Source organism: Mesorhizobium sp. M0587, assembly GCF_040320945.1.
Lineage (GTDB): Bacteria > Pseudomonadota > Alphaproteobacteria > Rhizobiales > Rhizobiaceae > Mesorhizobium.
Genome location: NZ_JAMYQP010000012.1, coordinates 71561 through 88872 on the forward strand (window position 1 = coordinate 71561; position 17312 = coordinate 88872).

Annotated in this window: 18 protein-coding genes; 5 read left to right on the top strand and 13 right to left on the bottom strand. The window is 63.7% G+C overall.

Annotation, left to right across the window (positions count from 1 at the left end; genetic code table 11):
• Window positions 1-3: 3 nt before the first annotated feature.
• Window positions 4-402 carry a type II toxin-antitoxin system VapC family toxin gene (locus tag NKI49_RS13745; protein ID WP_352600876.1) on the bottom strand — a complete coding sequence of 133 codons (399 nt, stop codon included), beginning with the start codon at window positions 400-402 and terminating at the stop codon, window positions 4-6.
• Window positions 402-674, bottom strand: coding sequence for an antitoxin (locus tag NKI49_RS13750; protein ID WP_352600738.1), 273 nt, complete (start codon window positions 672-674; stop codon window positions 402-404). Before NKI49_RS13750 ends, NKI49_RS13745 begins: the two co-directional genes overlap by 1 nt.
• 267 nt (window positions 675-941) lie before the next feature.
• On the opposite strand from NKI49_RS13750, the gene NKI49_RS13755 reads away from it, so the two are divergent.
• The 3 genes from NKI49_RS13755 to NKI49_RS13765 all read left to right on the top strand — a co-directional run bounded on the left by NKI49_RS13755 (window position 942) and on the right by NKI49_RS13765 (window position 3781).
• Entirely contained in the window at window positions 942-1928 is a 987-nt protein-coding gene (locus NKI49_RS13755) for a sulfate ABC transporter substrate-binding protein (RefSeq protein ID WP_352600736.1), read from the top strand.
• Window positions 1929-2175: 247 nt separating this feature from the next.
• Entirely contained in the window at window positions 2176-2625 is a 450-nt protein-coding gene (locus NKI49_RS13760; RefSeq protein ID WP_013530871.1) for an RrF2 family transcriptional regulator, read from the top strand.
• Between the two features lie 10 nt (window positions 2626-2635).
• A complete protein-coding gene (locus NKI49_RS13765; RefSeq protein WP_352600734.1) occupies window positions 2636-3781 on the top strand; it encodes a hypothetical protein in 1146 nt (381 codons plus the stop codon).
• Here the strand turns inward: NKI49_RS13765 and NKI49_RS13770 are convergent.
• The 7 genes from NKI49_RS13770 to NKI49_RS13800 all read right to left on the bottom strand — a co-directional run bounded on the left by NKI49_RS13770 (window position 3776) and on the right by NKI49_RS13800 (window position 11785).
• Window positions 3776-4258: a gluconokinase gene (locus tag NKI49_RS13770; protein WP_502899500.1), complete on the bottom strand. Its 483-nt coding sequence runs from the start codon at window positions 4256-4258 to the stop codon at window positions 3776-3778. The genes NKI49_RS13765 and NKI49_RS13770 overlap by 6 nt on opposite strands.
• Before the next feature lie 68 nt (window positions 4259-4326).
• Window positions 4327-5313, bottom strand: a complete 987-nt coding sequence (locus tag NKI49_RS13775) for an ABC transporter permease (RefSeq protein WP_352600730.1) — start codon at window positions 5311-5313, stop codon at window positions 4327-4329.
• Window positions 5310-6290 carry an ABC transporter permease gene (locus NKI49_RS13780; RefSeq protein WP_352600728.1) on the bottom strand — a complete coding sequence of 327 codons (981 nt, stop codon included), beginning with the start codon at window positions 6288-6290 and terminating at the stop codon, window positions 5310-5312. The genes NKI49_RS13775 and NKI49_RS13780 overlap by 4 nt, the downstream gene beginning before the upstream one ends.
• Window positions 6287-7834, bottom strand: a complete 1548-nt coding sequence (locus NKI49_RS13785) for a sugar ABC transporter ATP-binding protein (RefSeq protein WP_352600726.1) — start codon at window positions 7832-7834, stop codon at window positions 6287-6289. The genes NKI49_RS13780 and NKI49_RS13785 overlap by 4 nt, the downstream gene beginning before the upstream one ends.
• Window positions 7835-7914: 80 nt before the next feature.
• Window positions 7915-9042 (bottom strand): sugar ABC transporter substrate-binding protein, encoded by a 1128-nt coding sequence (locus NKI49_RS13790; protein ID WP_352600724.1) that lies wholly within the window; start codon window positions 9040-9042, stop codon window positions 7915-7917.
• A 307-nt stretch (window positions 9043-9349) separates the two neighbouring features.
• A complete protein-coding gene (gene gntR / locus NKI49_RS13795) occupies window positions 9350-10378 on the bottom strand; it encodes an HTH-type transcriptional regulator GntR (protein WP_352600722.1) in 1029 nt (342 codons plus the stop codon).
• A gap of 177 nt (window positions 10379-10555) precedes the next feature.
• On the bottom strand, window positions 10556-11785 hold the full coding sequence (locus NKI49_RS13800) for an MFS transporter (RefSeq protein WP_352600720.1): 1230 nt from the start codon (window positions 11783-11785) through the stop codon (window positions 10556-10558).
• A gap of 166 nt (window positions 11786-11951) precedes the next feature.
• Here NKI49_RS13800 and NKI49_RS13805 point away from each other — a divergent pair, with 166 nt between their 5' ends.
• A complete protein-coding gene (locus NKI49_RS13805; RefSeq protein WP_352600718.1) occupies window positions 11952-12242 on the top strand; it encodes a DUF3175 domain-containing protein in 291 nt (96 codons plus the stop codon).
• 28 nt (window positions 12243-12270) lie between these two features.
• On the opposite strand, the gene NKI49_RS13810 is transcribed toward NKI49_RS13805, so the two are convergent.
• Both NKI49_RS13810 and NKI49_RS13815 read right to left on the bottom strand, forming a co-directional pair.
• Entirely contained in the window at window positions 12271-13047 is a 777-nt protein-coding gene (locus NKI49_RS13810) for a FadR/GntR family transcriptional regulator (RefSeq protein ID WP_352600874.1), read from the bottom strand.
• A gap of 102 nt (window positions 13048-13149) precedes the next feature.
• On the bottom strand, window positions 13150-14046 hold the full coding sequence (locus NKI49_RS13815) for an NAD-dependent epimerase/dehydratase family protein (protein WP_352600716.1): 897 nt from the start codon (window positions 14044-14046) through the stop codon (window positions 13150-13152).
• A gap of 119 nt (window positions 14047-14165) precedes the next feature.
• Here NKI49_RS13815 and NKI49_RS13820 point away from each other — a divergent pair, with 119 nt between their 5' ends.
• Entirely contained in the window at window positions 14166-15104 is a 939-nt protein-coding gene (locus NKI49_RS13820) for an NAD(P)-dependent oxidoreductase (protein ID WP_352600714.1), read from the top strand.
• A 94-nt stretch (window positions 15105-15198) separates the two neighbouring features.
• Here the strand turns inward: NKI49_RS13820 and NKI49_RS13825 are convergent, their stop codons facing one another.
• Window positions 15199-15978 carry a FadR/GntR family transcriptional regulator gene (locus NKI49_RS13825; RefSeq protein WP_352600872.1) on the bottom strand — a complete coding sequence of 260 codons (780 nt, stop codon included), beginning with the start codon at window positions 15976-15978 and terminating at the stop codon, window positions 15199-15201.
• 200 nt (window positions 15979-16178) lie between these two features.
• Window positions 16179-17168 (bottom strand): sugar-binding protein, encoded by a 990-nt coding sequence (locus NKI49_RS13830; protein ID WP_352600712.1) that lies wholly within the window; start codon window positions 17166-17168, stop codon window positions 16179-16181.
• Window positions 17169-17312: the final 144 nt, after the last annotated feature.

The following is a 17312-nucleotide window of genomic DNA, read 5'->3' on the forward strand; positions in this document are numbered from 1 at the left end:
AGGCTACGCCAGCCAGTTCTCGACCTTAAGGCCCTTGATCCGGTTGAACTCACTCGTGTTGGCGGTCACCAGCGTAGTGCCAAGTGCGCAGGCATGGGCAGCAATAAAGAGATCATTGTGGCCGATGGTCTGGCCCCTAGCTTCCAGTTCAGCGCGAAGTGCGCCGTACTCGGCGTCCACAGGCACATCGAGCGGCAGGACCGGAATCTCGGCCAGCAACTCCTCGATCTTCTTGTGCAGCTTGGCAGATCCAGTTCTTGCGCAGCCATATCGCAGTTCCGAAGCCACCACGATGCTGGTGCACACGGCAGCCTCGCCTTCGCGTGCCAATGCGCTGGCGGCTTTGCCGGCGGGATTTCGGATCATGTCGCTGATAATATTGGTGTCCAACATGAAGCGCATCAAAAAATGTCCTCGGATCTGACCGGCGCGTCATCGATCTCGGGGAAGTCGTCTTCAGGACCAAGCGGCGGCTCTTTCGCCCATTGAGCGAGCAGCGCGGCGAGACCGAGTTTGCGAACCGGCTCGATGATCAGGCGGTCGCCTTCGCGGCTGATCAGGACCTTTTCGCCGGGAAGCTCGAACTCAACAGGGATGCGCACCGCCTGGCTTCGATTGTTGCGGAACAGCTTCGCTTCCTTCGGTGGCGTTGTCGAATGACTATGCTGGGACATGGCAACGACTCCTTTGTATATGCCATTTGTATATGCCGTGCAGCGTCGCGATGCAATCCTTTTGCCTATACATGGCCTTGGAACCGGTGGTGCACGCGGATGCCGCCGCCAAGGCGCCCAACAGCGTGGAAGAAAATCCTAACAATCGGCCGCTTCGGCAACATTTTTTCTCGTGGTGGATTGTGGAGCCGCTGTGCATGCCTCGTCGGGCACGATCCAGCACGGCTATGCTTGAGTGGTAAAGTGCATTGCATCGGAGCCTGTTTCATGAAGCGATTTATCCTTGGCGTTGCCACCGTCGCCGGCCTGTTCCTCGCATCCTCCCAAGCCTGGTCGGCCGACAAATTGCTCAATGCCTCCTACGACGTCGGCCGTGAACTGTTCGCCCAGGTCAACAAGGCCTTCATCGCAGGTCACCCGGGCATAACCGTCGATCAGTCGCATGCCGGCACTTCGGCGCAGGCGCGCGCCATCGCCGAGGGCCTTGGCGCCGATGTCGTCACCTTCAACCAGGTCACCGACATCGACTTCCTGGTCAAGAAGGGTCTCGTTTCCGCCGAATGGCAGAAGAATTTCCCTGACAACGCCTCGCCCTTCTATTCGCTGCCGTCCTTCCTGGTGCGCGCCGGCAATCCCAAGCACATCAAGGACTGGAACGATCTCGTGCGTGACGACGTGCAGGTGATCTTCCCCAATCCTAAAACCTCCGGCAATGCGCGCTATACCTACCTGGCGGCAACCGCCTACGCCAAGGAAGCGTTCAACGGCGACGACGTCAAGGTGAAGGAATTCATTACCAAGCTGTTCAACAACGTGCCGATCTTCGACACCGGCGGGCGCGCCGCGACCACCACCTTCGTGCAGCGCGAGATCGGCGATGTGCTGATCACCTTCGAATCCGAAACACGCGGCATCCGCAAGGAGTATGGCAGCGACAAGTTCGAGCAGGTCACACCTTCGGTCAGTCTGCTCGCCGAATTCCCGGTGGCAATCGTCGACAAGGTCGCCGACGAGCATGGCACACGTGAACTCGCCAAGACCTATCTCGATTTCCTGTACACCCCCGAAGGCCAGGACATTCTCGCCCAGAACGGCAACCGGGTGCGTGACGCGACCGTGGCCGCCAAGTACAAGGCCGACTTCCCCGAGGTCCGCCTGCTGACGGTGGAAAACGTGTTCGGGGGCTGGGGCAAGGTGCAGAAGGAGCATTTTGCCGCTGGCGGCCTGCTCGACCAGACCTATGGCAGCCGGTAAGCTTTCCGCGGTTCGATGAACAGATCAGAAAGCCGGCAATGAGCCGGTTTTCTTCGTTCTTGCAGCCAGACATAGGAAATCCGGCTCCCGACGCGCAAAACGTTACAAAGAATCAACGCGTTTGTGCCTAACGTGCCATTTGGTGGCTTGTTTTCGCGAAATATCATCGCGTGATCAAACCGTCATTATTTGCACACAAACAGCCGCCAGATGCGGGTGGTTGGGGCTTTAATGGGTTGACTCGGGCATGCTGACAAAAAAAGGCAAATACGGCCTCAAGGCCCTCGTGCATCTTTCCGGGCTTCCCGCTGGCCAATTGGCATTCGTCAACGACATCGCGGTCGCCAACAACATCCCCAAGAAATTCCTCGATGCCATCCTGGGGGAGCTGCGCAATGCGGGCTTTGTCCAGAGCCGCAAGGGCAAGGAAGGCGGTTACCGCCTCGCCCGCCCGGCTTCCGAGATCAAGATCGGCCACGTCGTGCGCGTGCTCGACGGGCCGCTGGCCCCCATCCCTTGCGCCAGCCGCACACAATATCAGCGCTGCGAGGATTGCGACGAGGCGACGTGCCAGGTCCGGCACATGATGCTGGAGGTGCGCCAGGCGATCGCCGAGGTGCTGGACAACCGCAGCCTCGCCGCCATGCGCGACGCCGACAATGATGATTTCCCGGTTGAATTGACATCTCAGATCTAGAGCTGGATGCATGAGGCTGTCGAGGTTCGCGAAATCCCGAAAAGCCCGCAAGCCGCCCTCCGCGGCCAGTTTCCAGACCGAAATCATCGCCGATGTCTTGGTGCCGGAACGGGCTGAGAGCGTACGCTTCTTTAGCCGCAAGGTCGTGCGCCCCGCCAGGTTTCGCAGATTTTCGAAGCGGGATCTTCGCGAAGGCCCGCTTGCCGTTTTCTATCTTGCCGTAGCGGCGGCGCTGCCGGTTCGCTGGTGGGCTCCGATCTGCGATCGGGTGTCCAAGTTCCGCCTGAAGCGCCACCTGCTCAAGGAATTTTCGGGTTACGCCGCCGCCACGCGCGCCGTGCTCGGAGACGGCATCGATGCGCGCAAGCTGTTCGAGGCCCTGCTCGCGGCGCGCCATCGCCGCCATCTGCTGCTTGCCGCGCACGTAGCCGCCGGCCGCTGGGCGCCGACGATCCGGCTGGAGGGGTTCGAGGGGCTGCGGTCAGCCCTGGAAAGGGGCCATGGAGCCATCATCTGGTGCGACCAGTTCACCGCCCAGACCATCATCGGCAAGCGCGCTCTGCACGAGGCTGGCATCGCCGCGCATCAGGTGAGCGTCAACACGCACGGAGTTTCCGAAACGGCATTCGGCATGCGTTTCCTGAACAGGCCGATGGTCGATGTCGAGAACCGCTATCTGAAGAGCCGCATCGTCTTCGATCGCGACGACGCCTATCAGGTCACCATTCGCATCCGCAAGATCCTGAAAGAGAACGGCGTGGTGCTGATGACCAACACCATCCATGCCGGTTCGACCTTTGCGGAGGTGGCGATAGGCGGGAGCGGCTGGACCCATCTGGCTTCCGCGCCGGCGAATTTCGCGGCCAGGGGCAAGGCGGCCCTATTTGCGATGTCGACCTTCGAGACGGTTCCCTTCCGCAACTACCTCGCTGTCGTCAGTCCCGAACTGCTGCCGGCGACGAGCGTGACTGAAGCGGGCATGGCCCCGGACGGAGCCAAGAACATGGTGCTGCTGTCGCGCTACATCCTGCTCAAGCGCGACCAGTTGCTGGAGGCGCTGAAGCTTTATCCCGAGCAATTGCTGGTGTGGTCCGGCCGCCAGCGGCTGACCGAGTTTCGGGGTGCCGGTCCGGCCACTGGTGGTGAAGCCTCATAAGCGCCGCAGCAGCCGCCCCGCGTCGCTGACGAGTTGGGCGACCGGGAGCCTTGCGTCGAGCGTCAACGCCCGCTCATCCTGTGCCGGCGGCTCGAGGATGGCGAATTGGCTGTCGACAAGGCTTGCCGGCATGAAGTGGCCCTTGCGATTGCCGACGCGCTGGCTGGCCGTGGCAGGATCGATTTCCAGATAGAGGAAGGCGATGTCCCGGCAAAAGCCGCGCAAGCGCTCGCGATAGCCGCGTTTCAGCGCCGAACAGGCGGCAACCACGCCTTGCCCCTGCCCCACCGACGCCACGATGCGCTCGCCGATCGCGTCCAGCCAGCCTTCGCGCAACTGATCGGTCAGCGGCGCGCCGCTGGCCATGCGCGCGACGTTTTCGGGCGGGTGCAGCCGGTCGCCCTCTATGAAGACCGCGCCCAGCGCCGCAGCCAGCGCAACGCCGACCGCGGACTTGCCGCAGCCGGCGACGCCCATCACCACGATGGCTGGAGGTAGCGAGCCGGGGGCGCCCGCCGGCGCCTGTGATGTCTCTTCGCCCACGATCAGCGGCTCGCCGGCGCGCGGCCGTAGAGCAGCAGCATGGCGACGATGACGACGCCATAGATGATCTGCCGGCCCGCTTCCGGCATCTGCATGACCGACAGGATGGATTGCAGGAGCGTGATCAGGATGACGCCGGCCACCGTACCGAGATAGGAGCCTCGCCCGCCGAGGATCGAGGTGCCGCCAAGCACGACGGCGGCGATCGACGGCAGGAGATAGGCATCGCCCATCGACTGCGCCGCCTTGGAGGCATAGCCGGCCAGAAGCACGCCCCCAAAGGCGGAGAGCCCTCCGGACACGGCGAAGGCGATCATTACCACACGCCGCGTGTCGATGCCGGAGAGATAGGCGGCGCGTTCGCGGTTGCCGATGCCGTAGACGGTGCGGCCGAAGCCGGTGCGGGTCAGCACGAACACCATCGCCGCGCCTATCAACGCCCAGATGATGACCGCATTGGGCACGCCCGGAATGGCAAAGCCGGTCGCCAGATAACGCATCGCGCCGGTCGCCGAATCCTGTGGCGAGAAGCCGCCGGTATAGACCACCATCAGGCCCTGCGCGACGGCGTTTGTGGCAAGCGTGATGATCATCGAGGGGATGCGCAGATAAGCGACCCCGATGCCGTTGACGATGCCGATCAGCACGCCGCAGAAGATGCCGAACGGGATGGCCAGCACCACGCCGGCGGGACCGTAGGCGGCCGCGGCGCAAGCCATCATAGCACCCGCCGCCACCGACCACGGCACCGACAAGTCGATCTGGCCGAGCAGGACGACCAGCATCATGCCGGTGGCGATGACGCCGAGAAACGAGGCTACCTTGAGCTGCTGCAAGAGATATTCAGGCGACAGGAAGCTGCGCGAATAGAGGCTGCCCAGCAACAACAGCAGCACGATGCACGCAAAGGCGGTCAGCACCGCCGGGTCGGCGCGGCGGATAAACCTGGGCATGCGGCCGGCAATGCCGCCAAGCGTCGTTTCGCTCACAGGAACCACTCCAGCCGATTACGAACACGAAACAGGGCGAAGGCGCCGAGACTGACGGCGACCAGAAGGATAACGCCCTGGAACAGCGGCTGCCAGAGCGGATCGAAATCGAAGACGAACAGGAGATCGCCTATGGTGCGGAAGGCGAGCGCGCCGAAGATCGCGCCGATGGCGCTGCCCTTGCCGCCGAACAGCGAGACGCCGCCCAGCACCACGGCGGCGATCGAGAACAGCGTGTAGGCGTTGCCGCTGGCATAGGCCGCCTCGCCCGTATAGGTGAAGAAGGTCAGGAACAGGCCTCCGATCGCCGCCAGCAGCCCAGCCAATGTGTAAGCGGCGAACTTGCCGCGCCGGATCGGCACGCCGGACATGTAGGCCGCCGTTTCCGACGACCCCGCCGCATAAGCCGCACGGCCGAGCACCGAGCGGCTGAACGGTACCCAGATCGCCAGCACGATGGCCAGCAGCGCGACGAGGCTCGCCGGCACCACGTCGAACACGCGTCCGGTCAATGCGTCGGCCAGATCCTCGTTGACCGAGCCGCCCGGGAAAGGCCGTAGCAGAAGGCCGATGCCGTAATAGACGGCACCCGTCGCTATGGTGGCGACGATCGGCTGCAGCCGTCCATAGATGACGATGGCTCCATTGATCGCCCCGCACAGCAGGCCGACCGCCAGCACGGCCAGCACGCCAAGCGTCGTCTGCATCGGCGTGCCCACCACCAGCCAGGACGCCAGGCAGTTGGTGAGCAGGAAGATCATGCCGACCGAAAGGTCGATGCCGGCGGTGATCACCACCAGCGTCTGCGCCATGGCGACGAAGGCGAGCAGCACGCCCTTGTTCGCCGCCGTCTGCACGACATTGGCGGTAAAGCCGGCCGGATGGTTCGAGGTGTAGATGACGAACATGACGATGAAGATGCCAAGCGCCAGCAGGGTTCCCCGCTGCTCGGCCAGCCAGTAGCGCCAATCCTTCACGCGTCTGCTCCCAGGCCCACCGGGCTCTCCTCGCCATGGATGTTGAGCGCGCTCGATATCAGCGCCCGCTCGGTGATCTCGGCGCCAACCAGCTCGCGCTTGACCGCCCCGTCATAGAGCACGAGCACGCGGTCGCAGCAGCCGATCAGCTCGTCATAATCGGTCGAATAGAACAGGATCGCGGCGCCCGCGTCCGCCAGCTTGCGCATCAACTGATAAAGCTCCTGCTTGGTACCGACATCGATGCCGCGCGTCGGGTCGTTGAGCAGGATGATGCGCGGCTGGCGCATCAGCCATTTGGCGATGACCACCTTCTGCTGGTTGCCGCCCGACAGCGCGCCTACCGGAATGTCGAGACCCGCCGTCTTGATGGCCAGCAGGCCGACCATGTCTTCGATCAGCCGCTGCTCCGCGGCGCGGTCGATGATGCCGCCTTTCGACAGCCTGTCGAGTGCCGCGAAGGACAGGTTCTCGCGTACCGTCATCGGCAGCATCAGGCCTTCGGTCTTGCGATCCTCGGGAATGAGCGCCATGCCGATACCGTCCTCCCGCGCGGCGGCGGGACTGGCGATCGCCACCGGCTTGCCGTCGATCAGGACCTGGCCCGACAGGCCGCGCAGCACGCCGAAGAACGCAAGCAGCAGCTCGCGCTGGCCCTGGCCGTCGAGGCCGCCGAGACCGACCACCTCGCCTGCCCTGACGGTCAGCGAGATGTCGTGCAGCCGGTCGGCCCAGGAGAGCTTGCGGGCCTCGAGCCTGGGGGTGGCGCCGGCAGGTGCCTGCGCCGGCTTGGACGGAAAGATATGGCTGTATTCGCGGCCGATCATCAATTCGACCACCTCATTGTCGCTCTTCGAGCCGGCCTTGTAGCTGGCGACGTTGCGCCCGTTGCGGAAAACCGTGCACTGGTCGGCAAGCTCCGCGATCTCGTTCATCCGGTGCGAGATGTAGAGCAGCGCCAGCCCTTCCGAGCGCAGCCGTTTCAGCACGCCAAATATCTTGGAGACATCCGCTGCCGTCAGCGCCGAGGTCGCCTCGTCGAGGATCAGAATGCGCGGCTTGCGGGCCAAGGCCTTGGCGATTTCGACCATCTGCCGGCGCGACAGCGGCAGGTCCTTGACCAACGCCAGCGGATGAATGTCGGATGCGCCGGCTCGCGCCAGCGCGTCCTCGGCTATGCGGCGCTGCGCCTTGCGGTCGATCATGCCGAAACGTTTGGGCGGGTCGGAAATGACGATGTTGTCGGCGACGCTGAGCTCGGGGATGAGCGACAGTTCCTGGAAAATGCAGACGATGCCGGCCTTGTTGGCGGCACCCGGCGAGGCAAAGGTCACCTCGTGTCCGTCCAGCATCATGCGGCCCTCGTCGGGCGCCACCACGCCCGCCATGACCTTGATCAGCGTCGATTTGCCGGCGCCGTTTTCGCCGAGGACAGCGTGAATGCTGCCGGACGTGACCGAAAGTTCGGCCTTTTCCAACGCACGAACACCGCCATAGCGCTTGGATATGCCTTCCATCCGGAAGAGCGGAACCGCACCGTCCATCGGCCCTCCCGAGGCACTTTGACTACTTGGGATACGAAGGACCGGCGCCGCTGGAGATCCCGCGGCGCCGGCTATGCAGCCTATTGGTCAGCCTTGGTCTGGCCCATGATTTCCTGCGCGGTGAAATTGATGCCGCAAGTCGGGAAGGAATTGCCTACGAAGAAATTGTCGGACTGATCGGGGAAGAAATCCTGACCTGCCTTGAAGTTCGGATCCTCGACGATCGCCAGCGGCAACTTGACCGACTGCGGCACGACATTGCCTTCGAGTGCCGAGATCGCCGTCTTGATGGCGACCGCCACCTGCGCCGGGCCGGTGCCGGCCGACGAGCATTTCAGCCCGTCCGCGGCATGTGCGGCGCAGAATTTGCGGAAACCGTTTTCCGTTTCGCCACCGAACGGCACGAAAGGCTGCTTGGCGTCGATCATCGCCTGCACGATGCCGGTGTCGCCGCCCTGTCCGGTGACGCCGTCGAAGGGGCCATTGGTGGCGATGGCGTCGGCCGAAGCCTTCTGTGCCACGCCGTCATCCCACTTGCCGACGACTTCGGTGACCTCCCACTTCTTGCCGGAAGCGTCGAGAGCCTCGTGGATGCCGTTGTGACGGTCGGTATCGACCGAGGTCCCGGCAACACCGCGCACTTCAAGCACTTTCCCGCCGTTCGGCACATGCTTGATCAGCCAGTTGCCCCACAACTCGCCAAGCCCTTTCTGGTCGACGTTGACGTTGATGGCATCCTTGGTGTCGAGAATATTATCGAAGGCAACCAGCACCACGCCGGCTGCCTTGGCGCGCTTGATCACCGGTCCAAAGGCCGTCGGATTCTGCGCGTTGACGACGATCGCGTCGTAGCCGGAATCGATGAAGTTGTTGATCGCCGAGATTTGCGCCGGCACATCCTCGCCGGTTGAAACGACCTTGAATTCCTTCAGCTTCGCGGCGACGTCCTTCTGTGCCGCATAGGCTTTCGCAGTCTGCACCATCTGGATGCGCCATGTGTTGGCGATGTAGCCATTGGCGAGCGCGATCCGGTATGGGCCGGTCTTCTTGGGGAATTTGAAGAACTGCGTATCGGCGGCCCAAGGTGCGAAGCAATCAGGCTCGGCAGCCGGACCCTTGACGACTTCAGGGCCCGCGGCAATCGCAGATGAGTTCAACATGACGAATGCAGTGGCGGCAACGATGCCACCGATAAGTGACTTGATCATCGATATTCCTCCCAGTTGCAGTTCTGATTATTGTTCGCTGTGCTTCGGTTCAAACGTCTGGCAAAGCCCCTCCAGCCTTAGCCTACCCGTGCATTTCCAAGCGGCTGATCGCCGACCTGATCCCCTCCTTCGTCGTTCTTCAAGCGAAAGCTAAAACTATCATATTATCCATAATCGACAAGCGCATTCTGTCGCTTATGTATAATAAACAGGCCCTGACCAGCCACCCCCCGGTTCCGGGCAGGAAAAATGGTAGCGCTACCATCAAGTCCTGTAAAGCGTCATTTCACCGGCTCGAAACCCGTGTTCAACGCGCCGTGCTCTCGCGGCGCTTGAGTTCGAAGCCGAGATCGACGACCCGTTGTTCCGGCCTGTCGCCGGTGATCGCCGCCAGTGCCATGGCCACCGCCCGCCGGCCGATCTCGTAGCGAGGGGTGCGGATGCTAGTGACCGAGGGAAACGCCACCTGCATCATGTCGAGGTCGTTGAAGCCGACGATGCCGATCGTTTTCGGCACGTCGATCGAGGCGCGATGGCATTCGAACAGCACACCGAGCGCGATGTCGTCATTGTTGCAGAACACGCCGTCCAGCGTCGGCATCTTGGCCAGCGCGTCGCGAAACAGTTCGCGCCCGAGCGATACGCTGGACAGGACAGGCGTGGTGGTGACCAAACGCGGATCGAACAGGCCGGCCTTGTCCATCGCCGCGCGGTAGCCGGCAAGGCGGCGCTGCGAACGCGGGTCCATGCGCGCGCCGATGAAGCCGATGCGCCGGTAACCCGCCTCGATCAGATGCTCGGTCGCCGTCCTGCCGCCGTCGAGATGCGAAAAGCCGACCATCATGTCGACGGGATCGGACCCGGTCTCCATCACCTGAACCACCGGGCAGCCTGCATTTTCCAGCAACTTCCGCGAGGTCGGCGTCTGGTCGATCCCGGCCACGATCAGCGCCGCCGGCCGCTGTGGCGCGAACACCTGCAGCAGCCGCTCTTCCTCGAGGCCGGAATAATGGGTGTTGCCAAGCTGGATGCGGAACGGGCTGTCCGACAGGCTGTCATAGATGCCGCGCAACACCTCGGCAAAGACGTTGTTGGTGAGTGAAGGCACCAGGACGCCGAACACTTCGGCGCGCGCCGACGCCAGTGCCCGCGCATTGGGGTCCGGAACATAGCCGAGTTCGTCGACGGCGGCCTCGATCTGTCGGCGCAATTCGTCCGAGACGCGGCCGGGATCACGCAGCGCGCGCGACACCGTAATGGCGCCGACGCCGGCCTTGCGCGCGACATCGGCGATGGTCGGGCGGCCGCCGCCCCGGCGCGAGCGCGGCTTGATCAAGGATATAGTCCACGCGGCGGACCGAAACCGCTACCCGCTCGCAAAACCATGTTCAGCGTCTTTGCCACTGTCGCCATGCCAGACCGGCCTGTTGCCGCACCCGCTCGCCTACTGGCGTCGCGCAGCCTTGGGTGGTTGTCAAGCCGAGCGGCCGACCGCAATGCAGCAAGGAGGTCCTCAGGCCATCGCCGCGGCGCGGCCTCTCGCCTTCCACAGCAACAGCCCGATCGCCAGTATGTTGAGCAGGTTCCAGGCAATGCCGTTGAGGAACGCCGCGGCATAGGAGCCGGTCAGGTCGTAGATCCAGCCCGACATCCAGCCACCGAGCGCCATGCCGAAGATGGTCGCCATCATGACGATGCCGATACGCTGGCCGGCCTCTTTCGCCGGCATGTATTCGCGCACGATAATCGCATAGCAAGGCACGATGCCGCCTTGCGACAGGCCGAACACCAGCGACACGACATAGAGCGAGGCGAGCCCGTCGAACGGGATGTAAAACAACAGCGACAGGCATTGCAGCACCGAACCGATGAGCAGGGTTTTCACGCCGCCGATACGATCGGCGAGAAAGCCCGAGGCAAGCCGGCTGACAACGCCCGCCGCCATCATGATCGACAGCATGTCGGCGCCATGCGCCATGCCGTAGCCGAGATCCATGCAATAGGCGACGATGTGCACCTGCGGCATCGACATCGCCACGCAGCAGCCGAGGCCGGCGACGATCAGCAGCACTTGCAGCGCCACCGGAGACAGCGAGATCGAGTGCACGGGCCGGCTTCCCGGCGAGCCGGCGGCGGCCGCGACCGGAGCGCCACGCCGCAGCATCAGCACCAGCGGCACCATGGTGACCAGGCAGAAGACACCGATGGCCGCATAAGTGAAACGCCAGCCTTCCGCGTTCATCAGCGTCGGCATGATGGTTGGCCAGAACGCTCCGGCGAGATAGTTGCCGGCCGCGGCCGCGGTCACCGCGACACCGCGCCGGCGGTTGAACCAGTGCGAGATATCGGCGATCAAAGGGCCAAAGATCACCGAGGTGCCGACACCGATCAGCACCCCCTGGGCAAGGGTGAATTGCAGGATCGAGGTCGATAGCGCCGCGAGCAGGAGGCCGGCGGCGAGCGCGACCGAGGACAGCAGCGCCGGGATCCAATAACCAATGCGATCGATGGCGCGGCCGACCAGCACGTTGCCGGCGGCGAAGCCGATCATGGTCGCGGTGTAGGGCATCGAGGCCGCGGCGCGGTCGACGCCGAACTCGGCCTGCACGGCGGGCAGCACCACGACGACGGCCCACATGCCGACGGCACCGATCGTCGCCAGCAGCATCGAGATGGCAAGCCGCAGCCAGGCATAGCCGCTGTCGATGCCGGGGCCAGGCCGGCTGATGTCGGTTCGGGTCAAGGGCGTTTCCTGTCGGCGGTCTCGGAGATCGGCTGCCGTTTCGGCCACTATCGGCGGATTCCTGGAGCGCAGCAGCGCCACATCGGGAAAATCCGTGGTTCCAGAACCGGGAACCGACGTCGAACTGCGGAGTTTTCAACGGGAAAACCCGCAAAGGAGTCCAGCCGTGACCGCCGCCAGGAAAAAATGGTCGGCCGAGGTGACCGAGCACAGCAACGCGATGGATTTGGAGGAACACGTCTTCGAGTCCGACGACGCGAGGAAGATCGCCGCCTCTCTCAAGCGCTCGGCCGAGCACAGCCATCGCCGCAAGGCCGAGCCGTTCCAGTCCGCCATGTCGATGCTGAATTTCTACATCAACCGAGCCGGCAAGAACCTGCCCGCCAAGCGCAAGCAAGTGCTTGAGGACGCCAAGGACGAGTTGCGCGTCGCTTTCGGCCGGCAGAAAGAAGATTAGCGCGGCCATGCCGCAAACGATGGGCTCGCTACCGTGACCTGATCACGCCGTCGGTGTTGGCCAGCAGCTTGCGCACCGCCGCGCGCGCGGCGTCGGGGCGCTGCAGGCGGATGGTCTTCTCGATCGCCTCATGCAGCTTCTGTGCATGGTTGAGATCGTCCACGGCCCGCGTGGTGTAGGCGAAAAGATGATCGAAGGCGGATTCGATCAGCACGCCAAGCGGCACCAGCAGGTCGTTGCCCGAGGCCCGCAGGATGGCGAGGTGAAAGCGCGTGTCGGCGCGCGTGCGCTCCTGGAGGCTCGCCGCCTCCCCCATTTCGCGGCAGGCCTGGCTGATCTCGGCCATCTGCTCGTCGGTCCGCCGCATGGCGGCAAAGGCAGCCGCTTCCGGCTCGATGATATGGCGGAACTCCTGCACGGTCTTCAGGAACACTTCGCGGTCCGGCGACGTCGCGTACCAGGCCAGCACATCGCGGTCCAGCAGGTTCCAGCGCTCCTTCGGCTCGACCCAACTGCCGATCTTGGGGCGCGACGCCAGCAGGCTCTTGGCCATCAGCATCTTGATCGCCTCGCGCACCGCCGAGCGGCTGACGCTGAAGGTCTCCGACCACTTGGCTTCGTTGGGAAGGATGGTGCCGGGTGGATAATCGCCGCGCACGATCCGCAGACCAATCTCGCTGGCCAGCGACGTGTGCACGTTGGCACCGGGAATGCGGGCCGCGTCGGGCCGGCGAACTCCCGTCGGGCGCTCGGTGCCTGCCGCTTTCGGCGGCGATTCTTCCTTGTTCGGCTTCGCGTCCCGCATGAACTCCAGAAAGTCCGGTTTCACGAAGCTGTCAAGCGCGGCGAGCGGCTTGACGCGCAAAGCCGCCCGCTGTGCACAGATCAACCCGATCCGCTCCCGGCGTCAGCCATTTTTGACGTATTTGCGCCAGCTGTGCTCCGGGCGGAAGCCAAGCAGATCCCGCGCCTTGCGGTTCGACAGCAGTGTCTCGAAGTCGCCGAGTTCGGTCTTGACCGGCACGCCGGGATAAAACCGCCTCAGGAGTTCGGCCGTCGGCAGGTCGGACGAGGTATCGTCATTGGCGGCGTTGAAGACCTGGTAACCCAGCCCATCCTTCTCGATGGCGCGCAGCGTGATCTGGCCGAGGTCGCGCGCATCGATATAGCTCCAGGCGATGCGCTTGCGGAAACCGGGATCGGCGAACCATTTCGGGAACAGCGAATATTCATGCGGCTCGATGACGTTGCCGATACGCAAGGCATAGATGTCGGTGCCATTGCGCTGCGCGAAGGCGCGCGCCGTCTTCTCGTTGACGACCTTGGACAGCGCATAACTGTCCATCGGATCGACGTCATACTCCTCGTCGAGCGGAAAATAGTGGGGGTCGCGCGGTTCGTTGGCGAACACCAGCCCGTAGGTCGTCTCGCTGGAGGCGATGATCACCTTGCGGATGCCGAGCTTCACCGCTGCCTCGATGACATTGTAGGTGCCAAGCGCATTGATGCGGAACACCTCGTTGTCGGGCGTGATCATGATGCGCGGTATGGCGGCGAAATGCACCACCGCATCGACTGGCTGGGGACGCAGCGACGGGTCGAATTCGTGCAGGCCCATATAGCTCGACAACGCGTTGAACACCTGCCCGCTATCGGTGATGTCGGTGATCAGGGTGCGCACCTTGGGATTGTCGAGCGGCTTGGTGTCGATGTTGAGCACTTGGCAGCCCTGCTCCACCAGATATTGCACGACATGGCGCCCGGCCTTGCCGCTGCCGCCGGTGAACATGATCCGTTTCGTCATTCTGGCCTCCACGAAGTCGCTGGGATCCATGTGTATTGTCAGACAACATTGCATTCCGCAACCGCGTACGGCTAAAACAGCGGCGGCATTATCGATAATCGCAAAACAGGACACACAGCATGAGCACGACTGCCCCGCGCGAGACGATCGGCTTCATCGGCCTTGGCCTGATGGGGCATGGCATAGCCAAGAACATCGTCGACAAGGGCTACGGCCTGACCTTTCTCGGTCGCAAGAACCGCAAACCGGCGGAGGACTTGCTTGGCCGGGGCGCCAGGGAAGCGCCGACGTCACGCGACGTTGCGGCGGCATCGGACATCGTCTTCATCTGCGTCACCGGCTCGCGTGAGGTCGAGGCCATCATCCGCGGCCCCGCCGGCCTTAGGGAAGGCTTGAAGAAGGGCTCGGTCGTCGTCGATTGCTCGACCTCCGATCCAGTCTCGACAGTGGCACTGGCGGCTGAACTCAAGGTGCTCGGCATCGACTATGTCGACGCGCCGCTGAGCCGCACGCCGAAGGAGGCCTGGGAAGGCACGCTCGACGCCATGGTCGGCGCGCCCGACGCCGTCTTTGCCAGGGTGAAGCCGGTGATCGAAACCTGGGCCGGCCGCATTGTCCATATCGGCGACACCGGCGATGGCCACCGCATGAAACTGCTCAACAATTTCATCTCGCTCGGCTACGCAGCACTCTATTCCGAAGCGTTGGCGCTAGCTGAGAAGGTTGGCATCTCGCCACCGCGCTTCGACAGCGTCATCCGCAACGGTCGCATGGATTGCGGCTTCTACCAGACCTTCATGCGCTGGACGCTGGAAGGCGACCGCGACGCCCACAAATTCACCATCGCCAACGCCTTCAAGGACCTGACCTATCTGGAGTCGATGGCGGGTGCGGCCGGCATCGCCAACCCGCTCGGCAATGCCACCAAGAACGCTTTCGCCGGTGCCCACGCCACCGGTCCCGCGGAACAATTCGTGCCGATGCTGGCGACGCATATCGGCAAGGTCAACGGCGTCGACCTGATGCCGACGAAGGACGGAAAGAAGCAGACGATTTGAGGGGCAGTTCTGCTAACCGCCCCGGTCGGCGCCGCCCCCCTGTCGGCAACTCCCCGGTGAGGTAGCGCCAGTCTAGCATATGAACTGTCGCCAACTACCGCGTTGAGCGCCCGATCCCGTCATCGGTGTCGGCGAGCAGCTTGTGGACGGCGCTGCGCGCCGCGGCGGGTCGCCGCAGGCGGATGTTCTTCTCGATCGCCTCGTGCAGCTTCTGCGCCCGCCGCTGGTCGCCGACCTGGCGCGTCGTGAAGATGAAGAGGTGGTCGAGTGCGGACTCGATCAGCACGCCGAGCGGCACCAGAAGATCGTTGCCCGACGCCCGCAGGATGGCCAGGTGAAAACGCGTGTCGGCGCGGATGCGCTCCGGCAGGCTGGCCGCCTCGCCCATTTCGCGGCAGGCCAGGCTGATCTCGGCCATCTGCTCGTCGCTGCGCCGCACCGCGGCAAAGGCGGAAGCTTCCGGCTCGATGATATGGCGGAACTCCTGCACGGTGCGCAGGAACGTTTCTCGGTCGGGCGCGGTCGCATACCAGGCAAGCACGTCGCGATCGAGCAGGTTCCAGCGCTCCCTGGGTTCGACCCAACTGCCGATTTTCGGCCGTGAGGCGAGCAGGCTCTTGGCCATCAGCATCTTTATCGCTTCGCGCACCGCCGAGCGGCTAACATTGAAGGTTTCCGACCATTTGGCTTCGTTGGGCAGGATGGTTCCCGGCGGATAGTCGCCGCGCACGATCCTGAGACCAATCTCGCTGGCCAGCGAGGCATGCACGCTCGACCCTGGGAAGTGCGGGGCATCTGCCCGGCGCACTGCCGGACTGCGGCTGGCTTGCGCCTTGGCCTGGCTGGCTTGTTTCTCTGATTTCGCGTCCGGCATCCACGTTCCAATGCGTCGGCCCAATGCGTCGGCCATGTCTGTTCCGGGCCCTGTCCGGAACTGTCGGGTCCGCCGATCCCGTCGCCGAAAATCCGAACTGCGGGCGAACGAAAGCCGGAGCCGCTGCCCCGAAAGATGCGTTCCCCGGTTCATTTGTAGAAGTGGCGGGGCGCCCGATGACGGGCGCCCCGGAACGAGACCTACTTCTGGATGCAGGTGTCGACCGTGTCCTTGGTGCATTCGTCGAGGCCGGTGAAGACCGGATCGTCGACCTTCTTGCCCTCGACCAGGTCGATCATCACCGACGGAGCCTTGTAGCCCATTTCGAACGGCCGCTGGCCGACCAGTGCGGTGACGAGGCCGTCCTTGGCGATCGCCACCTCGTCGCCGATCGTGTCGGCGGCACCGATGACGAAGTCATTGCTGGCCAGCCTGTCCTTGAGCGGTCCGACCAGATCGCGATAGGGCTGCGGCGCACCGAACAGCGGCCACCCGCCCATGATGCCGAACGCATCGAGCTTGGGATTGGCGGCAAGAATGTCGGTCATCGCCTGCACGCCCTTGGCACCGTCGTCGTTGGTGAACACCGGACAGCCGGCGACCTCGGTCCAGCCGCCTTCGCCGGCAAGTGTCGCGACGCCTTCCTTGCCTGTCAGCGCATCGCGCATGCCTTGCGCGCGGCGCAGGATGTTGTCGGCCGCCGGGTTGCCCTCAATGGTGCAGATCGTGCCGCCATTCGGCTTGGCCTTCTTGATGTACTCACCGATCTTGTGGCCCATCAGGTAGTTGTCGGTGCCGAGATAGGTCTTGCGCAGCGCCGCATCTTCCTTGGCGAGATCCGCGTCGAGGGTCATGATCGGGATGGTCGGATTGGCGGTCTTGATCGTCTGCGCGATCAGCGGCGCGTTGGACGGCGAAATCGCCATCGCCACGGTGTCGGCCTTGCTCAGCATGTCCTGGACGATCTGCGCCTCGCCGGCCTCGTCCGAAGTCGATGCCGGACCGGTATAGAAGCACTCATATTCCGAGCTGGCGTTTTCCTTGTTCCACTTTTCGCAACCCTGGTGGATGGCCTCGAAGAACGGATTGTCGAGACCTTTCACCACGATGACGAGTTGCTTCTTGGCCAAGGCCGGCCCGGCGCCCAGCGCCATGGCGGCGACGGCGGCAAGCAAAACTGTTTTCCTCATGTCAGTCCTCCCTTTGAAACAGACGAGCACGGCGTGCCCGCCACACAAACCGGCTGAATGCGAGGTGACAGAACTCGTTACGCGAGTGCTCGTGCCGCCAGGCCAGGCCGATAAGCATTTCCAGATGCGACCGGCCGGCAATGC